The organism is Streptomyces sp. ATLC9 (assembly GCF_057196705.1).
In genome coordinates this window covers 1-19,643 of sequence record NZ_JBXUOY010000027.1, presented here as the reverse complement: position 1 = coordinate 19,643, position 19,643 = coordinate 1, and the positions used below count along the sequence as shown (strand labels likewise).

Below are 19,643 nucleotides of genomic sequence, written 5' to 3'. Positions count from 1 at the left end.
GCCGGGGCCCTGTGTCCGTGGGAGCGTGGCACGACAGACTCAGCGACTCCGACGCGCCGCCATCCGCCTCGAAGCGTCGAGGCCAGAGCACCGACCGCACCCTCTGCAAGACAGAGGTGCCTCATACTCACAATCTGTCACCGCCGAATGCGAGACAGAGTCGAACGTTTGACAGACTCGGGCCGCTCGTTCGACAGACCCTCTGCCGATAGCCATGGGCTGACCGCAGATGGTGCGGGCACCGATGGGGGTGCGAGCGACCGAGTGCCTCCCGCCTATGCTGGCCGGGTGAGAGGGATCGAAAGCGTGTTACGGGCAGTTAGTGACCTGCATGTGTCGTACGACGACAACCGGGCGATCGTCGAGAAGTTGGATCCGGGGGCGCCAGGCGACTGGCTGATCGTGGCGGGTGACGTCGGAGAGCGGTTCGAGGACATCGAGTGGGCGCTCGGGGTGCTGCGGGACAGGTTCGAGCAGGTAATCTGGGTGCCCGGGAACCATGAGCTGTGGACCATGGAGAAAGACAGCGCGAACGCGCCGCGCGGGGCGGCACGGTACGAGGCGCTGGTGGCGATGTGCCATCGCCTGGGCGTGCTGACGCCGGAGGACCCGTACCCGGTGTGGACAGGGGCGGGCGGCCCGGTGCGGATCGCACCGCTGTTCCTGCTGTACGACTACACCTTCCTGGCGCCCGGCGCGTCGACGCCCGAGGAGTCGCTGGCGCGGGCCCATGAGGCCGGGATCGTCTGCACCGACGAGTTCCATCTGCACCCCGACCCGTATCCGTCGCGGGCGGCCTGGTGCGCCGCCCGGGTCGAGGAGAGCGAGCGGCGGCTGACGGAGGTGGCGGGTGACCTGCCGCTGGTGCTGGTGAACCACTGGCCCCTGCTGCGCGAGCCGACCGAGATCATGACATACCAGGAGTTCGCCCAATGGTGCGGGACGGTGCGCACCGCCGACTGGCACACCCGGTTCGGCGTGGAGGCCGTGGTCTACGGCCATCTGCACATCCCCCGGCACACGGTGTACGACGGGGTGCGGTTCGAGGAGGTGTCGCTCGGCTATCCGCGCGAGTGGCGCCGGTTCGGGCTGCGCAACGACCTCGCGCGGCAGATCGTCCCGGCCCGGGAGGTTCCGGCGGCGGTCGTGGGGAGGGTCGGCGCGTGATCGAGAACCTGATGCCGTCGAGCGTGGTGTGCGTCCACAGTTTCACCGACCGGTTCGACACCCCGCTGTTCCCGCGGGAGGAGGCCGTGATCGCCCGGGCCGTTGCCAAGCGGCGGGCCGAGTTCACCACAGTCCGTGCCTGCGCACGGGACGCGCTGGCGAAGCTCGGCCACCCGCCGGTGCCGATCCTGCCCGGGGAGCGGGATGCACCCGGCTGGCCGGACGGTGTCGTGGGCAGCATGACCCATTGCCAGGGCTACCGCGCCGCCGTGGTGGCCCGGGCCGGCGAGGTGGCCGCTCTCGGCATCGACGCGGAGCCGGACGCACCTCTTCCGGACGGCATGCTGGAGAGCATCGCCCGCCCCGAGGACCTTGCCGCACTGGCCGCGCTGCCCACCAGTGGCCCGGCCTGGGGCCGTTTGCTGTTCAGCGCCAAGGAGTCCGTCTACAAGGCGTGGTTCCCGGTGGGCCGACGGCTCCTGGACTTCCAGGAGGCCTCGGTCACCATCCTGCCGGACGGCACCTTCACAGCCCGCGTCCTGGTACCCGCCCCGCACCTGCTCGGCGGCCCTCTGAACGCCTTTTCCGGCCGCTGGACCGCCGGCAACGGACTACTGCTGACATCGATCGCCGTACAGCCGTAGCCCGCCGCCGCGCGGCAGCGTCCGCACGCAGCCGTCTTTCTTCTCCGGCCACCCACCCGGGACTCGTTTCACGCCACCGGTCGCAGTCGGCCCACGTCGCCGACACGCTCGGCTCCGCCGCGGCGGGACTGTAAAACGATCGGCTCTGTCTCACTTCCGGTGGTGACAGCCGGTCACGGGGATGGTGGCCAGGTCATCGCTCAGAAACCACGGGCAAGCGCATCGCGACAGTCGTTCTCCGGCCGCGGCCGACAGTGAGAGGCCGGCGCGACAACCTCGGCGTCTTCGATGCGCCGCTGTCTGCCGCGGAGTACCGAGGTCAGGAAACCGGACGCACTCCCTGTGAGGCGGGGGCGCCCGGTTCCCGCGCTCCGTCACCACCGGAAGCGAGACAGAGCCGTTCGATTGACCCCCTTCCGGACGATGCTGGCCGTTGTCGGACAACGCCGTGAGCATGTGTACCTCCACCCGGCACTGCCCACGCCCCCCGCTGCTCCACGAGCTGCTGGGCCCAGGTGCCGACCGCTGGCTCGACCCCGCTGGTTCCCCGTCCCCGTGAGACACCACCACGGTCGCGGACCCAGATGACGGGGGGCTCTATCCGGGCCACCCGGCGTCGTGACCGGCCTTGCCGTGCCACGAGGGTGCCGCGGGGCTCGTGGGGCGCCGCGGCACTGTTGCGTCCTCGGTCAGCCGGTGTCGGTGAGGGTCGGCTCCAGCGTCACGTAGCCCTTGCCGCCGTTCTCCCCGTTCTTCGGGCAGACCGTGTGCGTCACGGACTCCCCGGCGGCCACTTGGAACCGCAGGTCCCTGATTTCGGCGTCCGGGTCGGTGTTGGTCTCGTTGGTGCCCTCGCGGAACAGGGCATCCGCGCCGAACAGCAGCGTGCCCCCATGCCCATCGCCCATGTGGCCCGGGAACTCAGCACGAATCCGGAGACGCTGCGCGCCTGGGTGGGCCGGCACGAGCGCGAACACGGACGGCGGGACGGGCCGCTGCCGGTGGACGAGCGGGCCCGGCTGAAGGAACTGCGGCGCCGGGGCCGGATCTCGTCGGGCGTGACTCCACCACCGACGCGCCCAGCCGACGACGGAGCGCGCGGCGGAGAAGAGTCAATAATGACATTCATTTTCATGTATAGTCCTGGCAGTCATAAACCAGGAGGTTCGCCATGGCCGTACCCAAGCGGAAGATGTCCCGCAGTAACACCCGCCACCGCCGCGCCCAGTGGAAGGCCCGCACCCCGCAGCTGGTGCCGATCACCGTGGACGGCGCGTCCTATCTGGTGCCGCAGCACCTGGTCAAGGCATACCAGCGCGGCCTGCTGCGACCTGAGGACTGAGAACGGTATGACACACCAGCGGCTGCCGGTGACCGTCCTGTCCGGGTTCCTCGGCGCGGGCAAGACCACCCTGCTCAATCACATCCTGGCCAACCGCCAGGGCCTGCGGGTGGCGGTCATCGTCAACGATATGAGCGAGGTCAACATCGACGCCGCCCTGGTGCGCGGCGGCCAGGCGGCCCTGTCGCGCACCGAGGAGCGCCTGGTGGAGATGACCAACGGGTGCATCTGCTGCACCCTCCGCGACGACCTGCTGGAGGAGGTCGACCGCCTCGCCCGCGAGGGAAGGTTCGACCACCTGCTCATCGAGTCCAGTGGCATCTCCGAACCGATGCCGGTCGCCGCCACCTTTGCCTTCCCCCGCGACGACGGCGCCACCCTGGCGGACCTCGCCGACCTGGACACCATGGTCACCGTCGTCGACGCCGCCAACTTCCTGCCCGAACTGACCGCCGGGGACGGGCTCGCCGAGCGGGGCCTGGACCAGTACGAGGACGACGAGCGCACCGTCAGCGACCTGCTGATGGACCAGATCGAGTTCGCCGACGTGATCGTGCTCAACAAGCTCGACCTCGTCGGCGCCGGGGACGCCGACCGGCTACGGGCCGCGCTCACCCGGCTCAACCCTGCCGCCCGCATCGTGCCCGCCACCCACGGGCGGGTGGACCTCGGTGAGGTCCTGGGCACCGGGCTGTTCGACCTGGAGAAAGCGCAGCAGGCACCGGGCTGGGTGATGGAGCTCAACGGCGGCCACATACCGGAGACCGAGGAGTACGGCATCTCCTCCACCGTCTTCCACTCCACCAGGCCCTTCCACCCCGAGAGGCTGTGGTCCTTCGTGACCGAGCGCCTCGGCAGCGGGGAGTTCGGACAGGTCCTGCGCTCCAAGGGCTTCTTCCACCTGGCCTCACGCCCGCATGCGACCGGACTGTGGTCCCAGGCCGGCTCCGTCGCCCGCTTCGAGCCATCCGGGGCCCGCGAGACAGGAGACGGCCAGGGGCAGGAACTGGTGTTCATCGGCACCGGCCTGCGACCGAACCCCCTCCGGACCGCCCTGTCCTCGTGCCTGCTGGCCGACGGCGAGGCGGCTCCGTCCCACGATCCGTTCCCCGCGTGGGACACCTACGGCATCGAGGACGCCTGCGAACACGACCACCCGCGGCCGCTGCCTGCGGCGTGAGGACTCCGGGCCGGTCGGTGGTGCAGCCACGGCGCCGCCCTGTCCAGTGCCTCACCGTCCGATCGCCGGGCCGGTGAAGCGGCCGTCGCCGGTGCGGGTGAGCACCCCCTCCCGCACCGGTACGGCGAGCGAGCGGCGGCCGATCCGGCGGTGGCACGGATCCGCCGAATCGGCCGGAACACCCGACGGCCCCCTGGAGGACGAGACAGCAGGAAAACGAAAACCGTTTCCCATAGAGTGTCACCATGGCCAGTGACGCCGCGTCACCGACGGGTTTCCTCGCACCCGGGGAAGGACCCGCATCCCGTGCACCACAGGAGTTCCGTGCGACACAGCGGCCCCAGGGAGGGCCGCGGGCACGGAAGGAGCAAGCCCCGCCCCCTTCCTGCGGCGGGGCCGCCCCGTCGGCGCGCACGGCGTCCGCACGGGCACCCGAGAGGCGGCCCACCGCTCGAACACACCGGGACGCCCTGGCGGACGACGCCCTGGCGGACGACGCCCTCCGGGCCCCCGACCGGTGGTCCCCGCTCCCCGGAACCCGCCGACGACAGGCGACGGTCCTGCGATTACTCGAAGGACTGGAGGTGTTCGCCGGCGCCCGGCAGATCCACCGGCGCCTCCAGCGCCAGGGGGACCCGGTCAGCCTGAGCACCGTGTACCGGGCACTCGCCGCCCTGGAACGCCTCGGCCTGGTCGATGTCGTGCGCGACGGCAGCGGGGGGAAGGCCTACCGCTACAGGGACACCACCGAGCACCGGCACTACCTGGTCTGCCGCGGTTGCGGGTACAACGTGCCGGTCCCCTGCCGGGAATTCGAGGAGTGGCTGGCGGCGACGCAGCGGCGGTACGGATTCGCCGACGTACGCCACATGCTCGTCTTCGAAGGACGGTGCCGAAAGTGCCTGGATGAGCGGACAGCCTGACGGCCCGCACCCCGGCCACCGGAGCGGCCGGGCCGGAAGGCCTCGGCGGGGTCCGCCCAGGAGCCTCACCCCCGGCCGGGTTGAGCACCTGCCCGCTCTTGCGCCGCATGAGGGCAGGCCGGCCGGGGAAGTCCCCAGACGCGCCCGAGCGCCTCACCGGTCAGCACCGCCCGCCCCGCGCAGCCGGCCGACACGTCGTCGAGCCTCAAACGTGAACCGGTGCCCCTCTTCCCCGATGGCACGCGGCAGCAGTCGGCTCATCGATCCGACCCAGCTCTCGATCATCAAGAGATGTCCCACGGCCCACCCTTCGCACAGCGCAGCATGAGCATGACCCCGAAGAGATTAACGGTTATCGTTTTCATTTTTGCCTGCTGGAGTACCGAGGCTTCGGGCGGCGACCGCGAGACCGAGGGGCCCGGTGAGCCTTCGCGGCACACCGCCGCGGCGGTGGTCGGGCCAAGCGCGTCCACGGTCGGGCGACATCCGGCCCGGGAGCCGATAGGCACATCAGAGCCGGTGGCAGCCGGGGCCGGTTCGAGCCGTCCGCCGACCCGCGGAAGACCGAGACCGGCACTTCGGTCCGGCTTCGCAACCCCTGTGGCCGTACCCGGCGGCGACGAATACGACCGCAAGATCATCGGTAAATTCGCGATCAGAAAACGATCAAACAGCGACGTTGAAGTGAGCACAGAAAGTCATCGATCGACAGATTCGATCCTCTTTTAAGCTCAAGCACAAAAAACACACACCCTCTCTCCACAACAGTCCCGATGGGCTAGATTGACCATGCTTCAGCTGTCCGGGTGTGAAGCGAGCAAGATGATCTATGGGGGTCGGTGCTGCGGAGGTCCGGCAGCAGCATTCCCCAGCACCGGGCATGGGGATGATCAATTCTCGAGCTGCAGGGGGCTCGGGCGCGGGGAGCGTCCGGGGTTTCGGCGGGTCCGCGCACATCTCGGGGGTCCGGCAGGGCATGCGAGTCCGCTGCCGCCGGAACGGAGTGTTCGAGCGACTCCGAGCAGCCGGGACGTCGTGCGCGGGGGCGGAGTCTCCCGCGGGGAGGAACAGCGTTAGGCGAACACGTCGAACCACTGGACCTTGGGGGGTTCTGTGCGACAAGGGGGATTGGCCAGCTCGTCTCCGTCAGCGCACGGGCGTCTGGCGAACGGAGTCGTCGGCCGGCCTGCGGTCGGCTGGGAGCAGCGGTACCGCCGTACCGTGATCATCAGCGATACGGTTACCACCGCTTTCGTGGTGGCGGCGATCGGCAACTTCTTCGGGGTCCGGGACGCGGCCGACTGGCACGAGAAGTGGGGAATACTCGCCTTCGGCACCGAGCTGCTGGTACTGGGGGCGCTTGCGGCGAACCGGTCGTGGGCTCCGGCCGTGCTCGGCCAGGGCGCCGAGGAGTTCCGCCGGCTCGGGCGCTCGCTGTTCACGGCGACCGTCGTGCTGGCGCTCGGCGGGATAGCCCTCACCTCGCGCAACATCAAACTCTGGATCTTCGTCGCGATTCCCGCGATCGCACTCATCACCATGACCGCGCGGTACCTGCTGCGCCTCTGGCTGCACAAGGAGCGGAAGGAGGGTCGCTGCCTGCGACCGGTGCTCGCGGCCGGGAGCCCGGACACCGTGCGCGACCTGATCACCCGCACCCGCAAGTTCCCGCACCTGGGCTGGCGGGTGGACGCGGTGTGCACACCGGACGGCCTCGGACCGGACGGCGACCGTCTGGAAGGAGTTCCGGTCGTCGGCCGGCTGACGGACGTCGCGGGCCACATACGCCGCGACGGCTACCGTGTCGTCGCGATCACACCGGACCCTCACTGGTCGCCGGACCGGCTCCAGCGGCTGGCCTGGAACCTCGAGGGCAGCGACGCCGAGATGGTCGTGGCCCCCGTGCTGATGGAGGTGGCCGGCCCGCGGCTGCACATAGACGCGGTGCTCGGGATCCCCCTGCTGCGGGTCAGCATGCCCGCCTTCACCGGGGGCCGCCGAGTGGTGAAGGAGGTTGTCGACCGGGTGGGCGCGGCGGTCCTCCTGCTGTTGTTCGCTCCGCTGATGGTGGTCGTCGGGGCACTCGTGACGCTGGACAGCCGGGGCGGGGCGTTCTACTGCCAGCGCAGGGTCGGCAAGGACGGCCACGAGTTCACCATCGTCAAGTTCCGCACCATGGTCGCCGGGGCCGACAGGGCACGTGCCGAGCTGGCCGACCGCAACGAGGGCGCCGGTCTGCTGTTCAAACTCCGCCGGGATCCGCGGGTGACCCGGGTGGGGGCGGTGCTGCGCCGGTACTCGATCGACGAGCTCCCGCAGCTCCTCAACGTACTCACCGGGTCGATGTCGCTCGTCGGTCCGCGGCCTCCGTTACCGGAGGAGTCCGCCGCGTACGGACCGGACATCCGGCGGCGGCTGCTGGTCAAGCCCGGGCTCACCGGCCTGTGGCAGATCAGCGGACGCAGCGACCTGTCGTGGGAGGAGACGGTCCGGCTGGACCTGCGGTACGTGGAGGACTGGTCGCTCGCTCTGGACACGGTGATCCTGTGGAAGACGCTGCGTGCGGTGATCCACGGCCAGGGGGCCTATTGATGCGCGGGGGGCCGGGACCCGAAGGTCCCGTCGGCGCGCGGACCGCAGGCCGGGAGGGCCTGCCTGAGGAGGGGAACGAATCGTGAAGGTCAGCGTTTTCGGGCTCGGCTACGTGGGCTGCGTGTCGGCCGCGTGCCTGGCCGGCATGGGCCACCGGGTCGTCGGGGTGGACGTGAACCGGGTGAAGGTCGGCCTGGTCAACGACGGCAGGGCCCCCGTGGTCGAGGAGCGCATCGGCGAGCTCGTCGCCGAGGTCGTGCGGAGCGGGGCGTTACGCGCCACCGATGACGTCCGCGAGGCGATCGCGGACAGTGAGGTGTCGCTGGTCTGTGTGGGCACACCGTCGGAGGCCAACGGCAGTCTGTGCACCACGTACCTGGAACGGGTCACCGAGCAGATCGGCGCCGCGCTGGCCGAGCGGGGCGGGCGGGGCGGGCGGCACACCGTCGTGTTCCGCAGCACCATGCTCCCGGGCACCTGCCTGAACCTGCTGGTGCCGATCCTGGAGAAGCACGTCGGCGGCACCGCCGGGGTGGACGTCGGGGTCGCGGTCAACCCGGAGTTCCTGCGCGAGGGCACGAGCGTGCGGGACTTCTTCGACCCGCCCAAGACCGTCATCGGCGAGCTCGATCCGGCCAGTGGCGATGTGGTGGCGGCGCTGTACGACGGCCTGCCCGGCGAGGTGTTCCGGGTGCCGGTCCCGACGGCCGAGGCGGTCAAGTACGCGGACAACGCCTTCCACGGCCTCAAGATCGGTTTCGCGAACGAGCTGGGCGCGGTGTGCCAGGCACTCGGGGTGGACTCGCACCAGGTGATGGACGTGTTCCTGGCCGACCGCAAACTGAACATCAGCCCCGCCTACCTGCGGCCCGGCTTCGCCTTCGGCGGCTCCTGCCTGCCCAAGGACCTGCGCAGCCTGGTCCACGCGGCGCGGCGGGCCGATGTCTCGGTGCCCATCCTCTCCCATGTGCTGCCCTCCAACTCCGACCACCTGCAGCGCGCGGTGGATCTGGTCGAGCGCACCGGCAAGCGCCGGGCGGGCCTGTTCGGGCTGTCCTTCAAACCCGGTACCGACGACCTGCGCGAGAGCCCGCTCGTCGAACTGGCCGAGAGGCTCTTCGGCAAGGGCTACGACCTGCGGATCTACGACGCCAACGTGAGCCTGTCCCGGTTGCTCGGCGCGAACCGCGAGTACATCGAGGACCGGCTGCCGCACCTCGCCCAGTTACTCGTGGATTCCGTCGACGAGGTACTCGAGCACGCCGAGGTGTGTGTGGTCGGGACCAGGGATCCGGAAGTGCTGTCGGCCCTGCCTCACGGCGGCGCCCCGCTGGTAGTCGATCTCGTCCGCCTTCCCGACGCCGAGGCGCGCCGGGCCGAACCGGGGTACGTGGGCCTTGCTTGGTGACACATCGTCCGACGACACGGCCGGCGGCCGGCCGGGCCGGCGCGCGCTGGTCCTGGTGGAGAACCTGTCGGTGCCGTTCGACCGCCGGGTGTGGCAGGAGTGCACGACGCTGCGCGACGCGGGCTGGGAGGTGCACGTCATCTGTCCCCGGGGGAGCAAGCGGGACACGGAGCCGGAAACGGAGATCGACGGGGTGCGGATCCACCGCTACCCGCTGCGCGCGGCCACCAAAGGCCCGGCCGGCTACCTGCGGGAGTACGGATCTGCGCTGTGGCACACGTTCCGGCTGGCCCGGAAGGTCGGTCCGGTCGACGTGGTCCACGCCTGCAACCCGCCCGACCTGCTGTTCCTGCCGGGGGTGTGGCTGAAGCGGCGCGGAGCGCGGTTCGTCTTCGACCAGCACGACCTGGTGCCCGAGCTGTACCTCTCCCGGTTCGACCGCGGCGAGGACCTGCTCTACCGCGCCGTGTGCGCGCTGGAACGGCTCACCTACCGGGCCGCGGACGTGGTGCTCGCCACGAACGAGAGCTACCGGGACGTCGCGGTGCGCCGTGGCGGCCGGCTGCCGAAGGACGTCTTCGTGGTGCGCAGCGCGCCCGACACCGACCGCTTCCGTCCCGTACCGCCCGAGCCGGAGCTGAAGCGCGGCAAGCCCCATCTGCTGTGCTACCTCGGCGTCATGGGCCCGCAGGACGGTGTCGACTACGCCTTGCGGGCCCTGGCGAAGCTCCGGGACGAGATCGGGCGGACCGACTGGCATGCGGTGTTCGTCGGCGGCGGCGACACCTTCGACGCGATGGTGGAGCTGTCCCGGCGGCTCGGGCTCTCGGAGCAGGTGCAGTTCACCGGGCGCGTCCCGGACGCCGACCTGGTGCGCTACCTGTCCACCGCGGACGTGTGCCTCTCCCCCGACCCTCGCAATCCGCTCAACGACGTGTCGACCATGAACAAGGTCCTGGAGTACATGGTGATGGGCCGGCCGATCGTCTCGTTCGACCTGAAGGAGGCGCGCGTCTCCGCCGGTGACGCCGCCGTCTACGCGTCCGCCAACGACGAGGCCGAGTTCGCCGGGCTCATCGCGCGACTGCTGGACGATCCCGGGAAGCGGGCCCGGATGGGTGAGATCGGCCGGGAGCGGATCAGCGGACCGCTCTCCTGGCGGAACTCCCAGGCGTCGCTGCTCGCCGCCTACGCCGCCGCCTGCCGCGGCCGCGTTCCGGTCCCGACGGATGGCCCGCGCCGGGCCGGGAGGAGGCCGCGCCGTTGAACGACGACGTCATACGCCTGGCCACGGTCTGGCGGATCGTCCGCCTGCGCTGGCGGCTCCTCGCCGTCCTCGCCGTGACGGGCGCTCTGGTCGGCTACGGGACCTCCCTGCTGTTTCCGCCGCGGTACACGGCATCGGCATCGGTGCTGCTGCCGGGAGCGTGGGGGGAACGCGAGCTGCTGACCCAGACGGAGATCGCGACCAGCTCGGTGGTGCTCGACCGCGCGGCCGCCTCGCTCGGCTGGACCGCGGTGAGCGACGGCGAGCTGCGGGAGCGGGTGAGTGCCAAGGTCACCGACGGCAACGTCATCGAGATCTTGGGCACGGCCGACACCCCCGAGCGCGCACAGCGACTCTCCGACCGGGTGGTCCGGGAGTACGTCGCGTTCACCGCGCGGATCACCGGCGACGGCTCCGACACCGAAGCGGGGGCACAGCCCGAGACGCTCCGGGAGACGGTGGTACGCGCCAGCCGCCGTATCACAGAGCTGGCCGATGCGGCCGGCCGCGGACAGACCGTGGAAAGCGTGCAGACCCGAACAGAGCTCGTGAAGCTGCGCACCGCCCTGCAGAAGGCCGTCGACAGGCTGGATCGGGCCGGTACGTCCGCCGGCAAGGCCGACGTGGTCGTCATGGGGCCGGCCGGCCCGCCGGCCGGCGCGGTCCCGCCGACGCGGACGCAGTTCGTCGTCGCCGGAGCACTGCTGTTCCTCCTGACGGTGATCGTCGGCCACCTCGCCGTCGTGGCACGGACGAGCCGCCGGCCGCGCACCGAGGGAGAGGTCGCTGCGGCGTTGGGCTCAGTGCCGCTGGGCACCGTCGGCGTGTCCGGTGAGCCACACGTACGCCGGTCGGGAAGGCGTGGAACGCGGGCCCGGATCCGCCGAGCGCTGGGCCTGGACATCCGGTGGGACGTGTCCGCCTCCCGGACATCCGGCGACGAGGCCGACCGGGGGATCCTCTTCCAGCGGGTGTGTTCGCGTCTCCGGGACCGGCTGTCGGCCCCCCGGCGGCTACTGGTCGTTGTACCGGAAGGCGACGAGATCGCCTTCCGGGCCGCCGGGCAACTCGCCGCCGAGGCCGGGAACGACCCGCTGCTACGGGTCCTGGAGGTCTCGGTGTCCCGGCCGGTGCTCCCTGACCGCGCCACCGAGTCCGGTGCCCTGGTCGTGCTCAGCGCGGGCAGCCTGACCGCTCCGGAACTCGCCGGCATCGCCGAGGCGTGCGCGGACGCCCGGTACGAGGTTGTCGGCACCGTCCTCGCCGCCCTCCACGACACACCGTGCCGGGTCCGCACGGAGCGGTCCACGGACCGCTCCCGGAAGAACGGCACAGCCGCGCCCGCGGTCGGCGACGACGCGGAGGGAAGGCCGGGGTGACAATGAGCACGGCGTCGGATCCCTCGGCCGCCGCTCCGCTGCTGGACCTGCAGACGCTGGTGGCCGCAGTACGCAGGAGGCGCCGTCTGTGGTGCTCCATGGCGCTTCTGGGTCTACTCCTCGGCGTGGCGGTCGCGGTCCTGCTGCCACCGCCGCCGACCGCGGTGACCAAGGTGCTGGTCGCGCACCAGGGAGACCAGCCGAACGACCCCGGAACGCTGATTCGCACCGACGCCGCTCTGCTGCAGACCACACGGATCGCCGGCGAAGCCCTGCGGTCCCTGGAGTCCTCGAGGAAACCGGAGGACTTCATGCGGGAGTACTGGGGCACCGGCTTGACCAACAACCTGCTGCAGATCAACGCGACCGGCGGTAGCGACGCGGAAGCGGTGGCCCGCGCCGGGGCACTGGCCGACGCGTTCATCGCGGACCACACGAGGCGGATACGGGAAGCGGCGGACGCCGAGGCCGAAGGCCTGCTCGACCAGCGTGACCGGTTACGCGACGAGCTCGCACAGGTCAACGAGGAGATCGGGGAAGGACCGTCGCAGAGCGGGCCGGAGGCGTCGGCGTACAGGGAGTCGCTCTTCGCCCGTCGGGCCGAACTCGCCTCGCAGATATCCGATTTCGGTGAGCGCGCCGCGCAGGCGCGCGTCGGTACGCCCCGGCTCATCGCCGGCACGCAGATCGTGGACGCACCGCACGCGGTGCGGCACTCCCTGCCCAGGACCGCCGCGACCAACGCGGCGCTCGGATCCACTCTCGGACTCGCCCTCGGACTCGCGGTGGCCGCGGTCTGCGCGGTGACGGCGGACCGCCCCGTGCTGCGCGGGGAGATCGCGGCGAACCTCGGTGCCTCGGTCATCGCGGAGCTGCCCCGCCGGCCGGTCGCCCCATGGCGGCACAGGTGGAACAAGACGGAACAGGAACGGCTCACCGCGTCCCTGGCCCGCGCCGTGCGCGACTCCACGGAGCCGGTTTCACTGCTGGAACTCGGCGCCGCGCGCAACGCGCGCATGATCGCGCTGGATCTTGCCGGAGCACTGACCGAGGAGGGGCCGACGGTCGTCGTCGACGGCCTGCCCGGCCGGCGGCTCTCCGATCACCATCCGAAACCCGGGGACCCGGCCGTGATCGACGGTGAGCGTGCCGCGGCCTCGTCGCACCGGGGGCGCCGGCTCGGCGTCGGCTCGGTGGCGCCGGGCGCGGCCTGGACCGATCTGCGGTACCTCGGCACGCGGACCGTGCTCGTCGTGCGCGCTGGATACGGCAGCGCCGCATGGCTGCACACCGTGGCACGGCAGCTCGCGGACCAGCGCATCGCGGTGATCGGTGTGGTGCTGATCGATCCCGATCCGCGTGACCGGACCGACGGCACGCTGTGGAACGGGCCGCACGCCGCGCCGCGCACGGAGCGGCTGCCGATGATGCGGACGGCACGGGTCCCGGACGACGACCAGGAGGCGCGGTAGGACATGTGTGGTATCGCAGGCACTTACCGGTGGCCGGAGGGGAAGGCGGTGGCCGACCGGCTCACCGACACCCTCGCCCACCGCGGTCCGGACGGGACGGGCAGGTACAGCCATCGCGCCGGTGACGGCGAAGTGCACCTCGGGCACCGCCGGCTGGCCATCGTCGACCTGTCCGGGACCGGCGCCCAGCCGATGGCCTCGGGCGGCCTCGTCCTGACGTACAACGGCGAGCTGTACAACGCGCCCGAACTCCGTGCCGAACTGGCCGCCGCCGGGGTGCGCTTCCGCGGCACCTCCGACACCGAGGTGCTGCTGGAGGCATGGCGGCGCTGGGGCACGGACTGCCTGCCCCGGCTGCGCGGCATGTTCGCCTTCGGGGTCTTCGACGAGCGGACCGGCGATCTGGTGCTCGCCCGCGACCAGCTCGGGATCAAGCCGCTGTTCCTGCTCCGGCGCGGCGGGGGCCTGGTGTTCGCCTCCGAACTCAAGGCGCTCGCCGCCGTGACCGGCGGGTCGCTGGAGGTGGACCATGCGGCGCTGGTGGCCTCGCTGCTGTACTACTGGGTGCCGGACTCGCGGTGCGCGTTCCGGGACGCGGAGAAGCTGCCGCCGGGGAGCTGGCTGAGGTGCCGGCCCGACGGCCGGGTGGAGCGCGGCCGGTACTGGCGTCTGGAGGAGGTCGCCGCCGAGGCCGGGGAGCGGGCCCGGGCCGGCGAGCAGCCGGATGTCGCCGCCGTCGTCGAGGAGTCGACCCGGCGTCACCTGATCTCCGACGTCCCCGTGGCGACCTTCCTCTCCGGCGGGCTGGACTCCAGCTACCTGACCGCGCTGGCGGCCCGGGAGCGGCCCGGGATCTCCGCTTACACGATCGGGTTCCGCGCCGAGGACGCCAGGTTCGAGGCGATGCCGGACGACCTGCGCTATGCCCGGCAGGTGGCCGAGCGGTTCGGCGTCGACCTGCACGAGATCGAGATCGCCCCGGACGTGCTCGACCTGCTGCCGCGGATGACGTACCACCTGGACGAGCCGATCGGCGACCCCGCCGCGATCAACACCTTCCTGATCTGCTCGGCCGCCCGGGAGGCCGGGGTCAAGGTGATGCTCTCGGGCATGGGCGCCGACGAACTGTTCGCCGGTTACCGCAAGCACCTGGCCAACCTGCTCGCGCTGCGCTACCAGCGCGTCCCGCGGCCCCTGCGGCGCGGCCTGTCCGCGGCCGTGGAACGACTGCCGGTCGCCACGGCCCGCCGGGGGTACCGGTCGGTGCGCTTCGCGAAGCGGTTCCTCTCCTTCGCCGATCTGCCGGAGGAGACCGCGTTCCGGCGCAGCTACACCATGTACGACCGGGAGGAGCTGCTCGCCCTGGTCGATCCGGACCTGGCCGGGGCGGTCGACGACGTGCTGGGCGAGCACGCGGACGTCTACCGGGACAACGACCTCGACGACTTCGTCAACCGCATGTGCCTGGGCGACGCCCGGATGTTCCTGCCGGGCCTGAACCTCGCCTACACCGACCGGTCGAGCATGGCCGCGTCGACCGAGGTGCGGGTGCCCTTCGTGGACGTCGATGTGGTCAGGGCGGCTTTCGCCGTGCCCGGCGATGCCAAGATCGTCGGACGGCAGGGCAAGGCCGTCCTCAAGGAGGCGGCCGGCTCCGTCCTGCCCCGGGAGATCGTGTACCGGCCCAAGGGCCTGTTCAGCGCCCCGCTGCGCGCCTGGATGAGCCGGGATCTGGCACCGCTGGTGCGCGAGGTGGTCAACGACGGCGCGCTCGTCCGTTCCGGGTTCCTGCGCCGCGACGCGCTGGCGCGGCTGGTCGCCGAGGACGCCGCCGGGCACCGGGACTTCTCCAAGCATCTGTGGCACGTGCTGACCCTCGAGTACTGGTACCGCGGCGCGACCTCCGGGTCCGGCCTGGACTCTCCCCTGACGGCATAGAGACAAACGGCATAGAGAACAAGAGGACTTCGGGTGAAACAGGTCGTGCAGAACTACAAGAACGGCGAGCTGGCGCTGCTCGACGTGCCGGTGCCGGGGTGCAAGCCGGGCGGTGTGCTGGTCCGCAGCGCCTACTCGCTGATCTCCACCGGGACCGAGCTCATGAAGGTGTCCGAGGCGGGCATGTCGATGCTGGGCAAGGCCCGCTCCCGGCCGGACCAGGTGGCCAGGGTCGTGCAGAGCGTGGCCACCAACGGGGTGCCCGCCACCTACCGCAAGGTGATGGGCAAACTGGACTCCTACACGCCGCTGGGCTACTCGCTGTGCGGAGTGGTCGAGCAGGTCGGCGGCGGGATCGACGATGTGTCGGTCGGTGATCTCGTGGCCTGCGCCGGCAACGAGCACGCGCTGCACGCCGAACTGAACTGGGTGCCGAAGAACCTCTACGCCCGGGTGCCGGACGGGCTCGCGCCGCGCTACGCGGCCTTCGGCACCGTCGGGTCGATCGCGCTGCAGGGCGTGCGCCGCGGTGAGCCGCAGCTCGGCGACGTGGCGCTGGTCATCGGCCTGGGGCTGATCGGGCAGCTGGTGGTGCAGTTGCTGACCGCCTCGGGGGTGCGCGTCGTCGGGGCCGATCCCGACCCGGCGCGCTGCGAGCTGGCCGAACGCCTGGGCGCGGCGGCCTGCGGCGGCCCCGGCTCCGCGGCCGTGGAGACCGCCGCCGCCGAGCTCACCGGCGGTCTGGGCGTGGACCAGGTGTACCTGGCCGCCGGCGGCGGCAGCAACCAGCCCGTCGAGCTGGCCGCCCGGCTGAGCCGGGACCGGGGCCGGGTGGTCGACATCGGCAAGTGCCGCCTGGACCTGCCGTGGAACGCGTACTACGAGAAGGAGCTCGATGTCCGCTTCTCCCGCAGTTACGGACCCGGGCGCTACGACCCGGAGTACGAGCTGGAGGGGCGGGACTACCCGATCGGTTACGTGCGCTGGACCGAGCGCCGCAACCTGGCGTGCTTCCTCGATCTCCTCGCCCGGGGCCGCGTCGACGTGGAGCCCCTGGTCTCCCACACGGCCGACTTCGACGACGCCGTCGAGACCTACCGGAGTCTGGAGGAGGGCGCCCTGAAGGCCGTGGCCGTGCTGTTCCGCTACCCCGGCGGCGCGGAGCGTCCCGAGCGCGCGCGGGACGCGGAGAAGGTCCCGGCCCCGGCGGTGGCCGTGCCCGAGGTACGCGGCGGCGAAGGGCCCGCACCGGCCCGGCGGGTCAGGACGTCGGTGCGGCTGGCGTTCGTCGGCGCGGGTGCCTACGCGACGTCGATGCTGCTGCCGCACCTGGCGCAGCGCGACGACGCCGTGTTGTCCACGGTGGTCACCACGACGGCACTGTCCGCCGCCAACGCGAAGCGGAAGTTCGGCTTCGAGGCGGCGACCACCGATCTGGACGCCGTGCTCGGCGACCCGGCCGTCGACGCGGTGTTCGTGGTCACCCGCCACAGCTCGCACGCCGCGCTGACCCGGAAGGCGCTGCTGGCAGGCAAGGCGGTGTTCGTGGAGAAACCGCTGGCGCTCACCGAGGAGGAGCTGTCCGACGTGGTCGCGGCGGTGGAGGAGTCCGGCAACGACCGGCTGCAGGTGGGCTTCAACCGCCGCTTCGCGCCGCTGCTGCGGGAGGCCCGGCAGCGATTCGGCGCCCGGAACGGCCCCGCGAGCCTGCGCTACCTGGTCAACGCGGGCCGGCTGGAGCACGGCAGCTGGTACCTCCGGCAGGACGCCGAGGGCTCCCGGTTCACCGGCGAGGGCGGGCACTTCGTCGACACGGCGAGCTGGCTGCTGGGAGCCGACCCGGTCTCGGTGTACGCGACCGCCGCACCCGGCGGCGAGGACCTCCAGGTCGTGCTGTGCTACCCGGGCGGGTCCACCGCCACCATCGGCTACGTCACCACCGGCCCGGCCTCCTTCCCCAAGGAGACCGTGGACCTGGTCGCGGACGGCCGCGCGCTGCGGCTCGACGACTTCGTCCGCGCCTCGGTGTACGGACGCAGGCGGTGGGTCAGCTCCCGGCTGCCGAAGGCCCGGGACAAGGGCCAGCGCGCCGAGCTGGACGCGTTCCTCAGGGCCGTGCGGACCGGCGGCCCCATGCCGGTGCCGCTTCGTTCCCTGGTCGCCACCACGGCCGCCACCCTCGCCGTGCGGACCAGCCTGGCCCAGGGCGCGCCGGTGACGCTGACGGGGGCGCGATGACCGGGAGCGCGGGGAGTGCGGGCTGGTACCTGCGGCGGCTGTCCCGGATGGGTCCGCGGGAGGTCGGCGGCCGGGTGGGCGACGCGGTGCGCAGGCGGCGGTGGCGGTCGGCGCGTCCGGACCGCCCGCGCGTGACCGGCGCCCGGTTCACCGCGGTCCTGCCCGAGGGGACGATCGACGCGGTGCCTCCGGACGCCGCCAAGCGCCTCGTCGCCGAGGCGGACCGGCTGATGGCCGGGCACACGGAGTTCTTCGGGGTGGTCCGCGACGACCTGGCCGACCCGGACTGGTGGTACGACCCGAAGACCGGTCGCCGGGCCCCGCAGGACTACGCCTTCGACGTCCCCTACCGGAACGAGGACGTGGTCGGGGACATCAAGCAGATCTGGGAGCCGTCCCGGCACCAGTACCTCACCGTGCTCGCCGCCGCCTACGCGGTCACCGGGGACGAGCGGTACGCCCAGCGGGTGGCCGGACACCTGCGGTCGTGGTGGGCGGCCAACGCGCCGCTGCGCGGAGTGCACTGGACCAGTGGCATCGAGCTGGGGATCCGACTGCTGTCCTGGGTGTGGATCCGCCGGCTGCTCGACGGCTGGCCCGGGGCGGCCGGGCTGTTCGAGGGCAACCCGGTGGCACTGGACCAGATCTGGCACCACCAGCGCTGGCTGGCCGCCTTCCCCAGCCGGGGGTCCTCGGCGAACAACCACGTCATCGCCGAGGCCGCCGGGCAGGCAGCCGCGGCCTGCGCGTTCGGGTGGTTCCCCTCCTCGGAGCGCTGGCGGGCCGAGGCGCTGCGGTCGCTGGAGCGCCATCTGCGGAGCAACACCTTCGGATCCGGCCTCAACCGCGAACTGGCGACCGAGTACCACGGGCTGGTGCTGGAGCTCGGCCTGGCCGCGGTGGCCGAGGCGGACGCGGCCGGCGTACCGGTCCCCGCGTCGGTCCGGCTGGTACTGCTGCGGATGACCGACGCGCTCGCGGCCGTTGTGGACGACCGGCTGCGGCCGCCGCGCCAGGGCGACGCGGACGACGGGCACGGCCTGGTCGTGGACGGCGCGGGCACCGACCGCTGGGCCTCCCTGCTGGCCACCGGGGAGGCGGTGTTCGGCCGGCTCGCCTGGTGGCCGGCGGTGACCGGGACCGATGTGCGCACCCCGCTGCTGGCCGCGCTCGTCCGGCCCACCGCACCGGCCGTGTCGCGCCCGGCGAGCCGGCCGGCCCACTTCGCCGACGCGGGGCTCACCATCCTGCGCGGCCCGGAGGGGATCTGGTGCCGCTGCGACGGTGGTCCGCACGGGTTCCTGTCCATCGCCGCACACGCCCACGCGGACGCGCTGTCCGTGGAGGTCCGGCACGACGGGGTCGACGTGCTAGCCGACCCGGGGACCTTCTGCTACCACGGGCAGCCCGAGTGGCGGCAGTACTTCCGGTCGACCCTCGGCCACAACACCCTGCAGCTGGACGGCGTCGACCAGTCCGTCTCCGGCGGCCCGTTCCTGTGGACCCGGCATGCCCGCAGCCGCGTCCTGGCCGTGGACGCCTCTGGCGCCTCCCACGGGGGGACGGCCCACTGGTGCGCCGAGCACGACGGTTACCGGCGCTCCGTGCACCGCCGCCGGGTGGAGCTGACGGCCGCGAGCCGGGAGCTGAAGGTGGTCGACGAGGTGCGGGGCCCGCGCCGGGCGGTGCGCCTGGCGTTCCACCTCGGCCCGGCGATCGCCGCGGAGCTGGCGGGGAACCGGGCGCGGCTCACCTGGGCCCGGGACGGCGAGGACCGCTCCGCGTCGCTCGACCTGCCCGGGCAGCTGCGCTGGCGGGCGCACCGCGGCGAGAGCGACCCGCCGCTCGGCTGGTACTCCGCCGGCTTCGGGCGCAGGGAGCCCGCCACCACGCTGGTCGGCACCGGCTTCGCCGACGGCGTGGAGGAGTTCACCACCGTTCTCGGTTTCCGCGGTTAGGGGTTCTCCGATGGATCTCCGTGCCAAGCTCCGCGACACCGCGGAAATCCACCGGAAGCCTCCGGTGGGAGGGCGGGTGGCCGCCGGGCGGCGGTACCGGGCGGGGCCGGTGACACCCGCGGCACCGGCCCCGCC

The 19,643-nt window shown here is 71.9% G+C and carries 14 protein-coding genes and 1 pseudogene; 13 read left to right on the top strand and 2 right to left on the bottom strand.

All coding sequences use genetic code 11. The annotated features are described in order from the left end of the window. Positions 1 to 264 precede the first annotated feature (264 nt). Both AC2CJA_RS05200 and AC2CJA_RS05195 read left to right on the top strand, forming a co-directional pair. Complete coding sequence (locus tag AC2CJA_RS05200; RefSeq protein ID WP_484601463.1) at positions 265 to 1,167, top strand: metallophosphoesterase family protein; 903 nt, start codon at positions 265 to 267, stop codon at positions 1,165 to 1,167. Next, positions 1,164 to 1,811 carry a 4'-phosphopantetheinyl transferase family protein gene (locus tag AC2CJA_RS05195; protein ID WP_484601462.1) on the top strand — a complete coding sequence of 216 codons (648 nt, stop codon included), beginning with the start codon at positions 1,164 to 1,166 and terminating at the stop codon, positions 1,809 to 1,811. Before AC2CJA_RS05200 ends, AC2CJA_RS05195 begins: the two co-directional genes overlap by 4 nt. 689 nt (positions 1,812 to 2,500) lie before the next feature. On the opposite strand, the gene AC2CJA_RS05190 is transcribed toward AC2CJA_RS05195, so the two are convergent. Then, positions 2,501 to 2,719 (bottom strand): hypothetical protein, encoded by a 219-nt coding sequence (locus tag AC2CJA_RS05190; RefSeq protein ID WP_241717290.1) that lies wholly within the window; start codon positions 2,717 to 2,719, stop codon positions 2,501 to 2,503. 263 nt (positions 2,720 to 2,982) lie between these two features. On the opposite strand from AC2CJA_RS05190, the gene rpmF reads away from it, so the two are divergent. The 3 genes from rpmF to AC2CJA_RS05175 all read left to right on the top strand — a co-directional run bounded on the left by rpmF (position 2,983) and on the right by AC2CJA_RS05175 (position 5,256). Then, complete coding sequence (rpmF, locus tag AC2CJA_RS05185) at positions 2,983 to 3,153, top strand: 50S ribosomal protein L32 (RefSeq protein ID WP_241717289.1); 171 nt, start codon at positions 2,983 to 2,985, stop codon at positions 3,151 to 3,153. Positions 3,154 to 3,160: 7 nt separating this feature from the next. Beyond that, a complete protein-coding gene (locus AC2CJA_RS05180; RefSeq protein ID WP_484601461.1) occupies positions 3,161 to 4,333 on the top strand; it encodes a GTP-binding protein in 1,173 nt (390 codons plus the stop codon). A 245-nt stretch (positions 4,334 to 4,578) separates the two neighbouring features. Then, entirely contained in the window at positions 4,579 to 5,256 is a 678-nt protein-coding gene (locus AC2CJA_RS05175; protein WP_484601460.1) for a Fur family transcriptional regulator, read from the top strand. 171 nt (positions 5,257 to 5,427) lie between these two features. Here AC2CJA_RS05175 and AC2CJA_RS05170 read toward each other — a convergent pair. Continuing rightward, positions 5,428 to 5,556 (bottom strand): annotated as a pseudogene (locus AC2CJA_RS05170) (ATP-grasp domain-containing protein); the annotation flags it as partial. Positions 5,557 to 6,369: 813 nt separating this feature from the next. Here AC2CJA_RS05170 and AC2CJA_RS05165 point away from each other — a divergent pair. The 8 genes from AC2CJA_RS05165 (at position 6,370) to AC2CJA_RS05130 (ending at position 19,508) form a co-directional block, all read left to right on the top strand. Next, positions 6,370 to 7,848, top strand: coding sequence for a sugar transferase (locus AC2CJA_RS05165; RefSeq protein WP_484601476.1), 1,479 nt, complete (start codon positions 6,370 to 6,372; stop codon positions 7,846 to 7,848). 82 nt (positions 7,849 to 7,930) lie between these two features. After that, on the top strand, positions 7,931 to 9,256 hold the full coding sequence (locus tag AC2CJA_RS05160) for a nucleotide sugar dehydrogenase (RefSeq protein WP_484601459.1): 1,326 nt from the start codon (positions 7,931 to 7,933) through the stop codon (positions 9,254 to 9,256). Beyond that, complete coding sequence (locus AC2CJA_RS05155) at positions 9,246 to 10,523, top strand: glycosyltransferase family 4 protein (RefSeq protein ID WP_484601458.1); 1,278 nt, start codon at positions 9,246 to 9,248, stop codon at positions 10,521 to 10,523. The genes AC2CJA_RS05160 and AC2CJA_RS05155 overlap by 11 nt, the downstream gene beginning before the upstream one ends. Then, on the top strand, positions 10,520 to 11,902 hold the full coding sequence (locus AC2CJA_RS05150; protein WP_484601457.1) for a polysaccharide biosynthesis protein: 1,383 nt from the start codon (positions 10,520 to 10,522) through the stop codon (positions 11,900 to 11,902). Before AC2CJA_RS05155 ends, AC2CJA_RS05150 begins: the two co-directional genes overlap by 4 nt. After that, positions 11,899 to 13,374, top strand: a complete 1,476-nt coding sequence (locus AC2CJA_RS05145) for a Wzz/FepE/Etk N-terminal domain-containing protein (RefSeq protein WP_484601456.1) — start codon at positions 11,899 to 11,901, stop codon at positions 13,372 to 13,374. The genes AC2CJA_RS05150 and AC2CJA_RS05145 overlap by 4 nt, the downstream gene beginning before the upstream one ends. Positions 13,375 to 13,377: 3 nt before the next feature. After that, complete coding sequence (gene asnB / locus AC2CJA_RS05140; protein ID WP_484601455.1) at positions 13,378 to 15,312, top strand: asparagine synthase (glutamine-hydrolyzing); 1,935 nt, start codon at positions 13,378 to 13,380, stop codon at positions 15,310 to 15,312. 33 nt (positions 15,313 to 15,345) lie between these two features. Next, the gene (locus AC2CJA_RS05135) at positions 15,346 to 17,550 is read left to right on the top strand and encodes a bi-domain-containing oxidoreductase (protein ID WP_484601454.1); all 2,205 of its coding nucleotides are present in this window, start codon (positions 15,346 to 15,348) and stop codon (positions 17,548 to 17,550) included. Beyond that, positions 17,547 to 19,508, top strand: a complete 1,962-nt coding sequence (locus tag AC2CJA_RS05130; RefSeq protein ID WP_484601453.1) for an alginate lyase family protein — start codon at positions 17,547 to 17,549, stop codon at positions 19,506 to 19,508. The genes AC2CJA_RS05135 and AC2CJA_RS05130 overlap by 4 nt, the downstream gene beginning before the upstream one ends. Positions 19,509 to 19,643 lie beyond the last annotated feature (135 nt).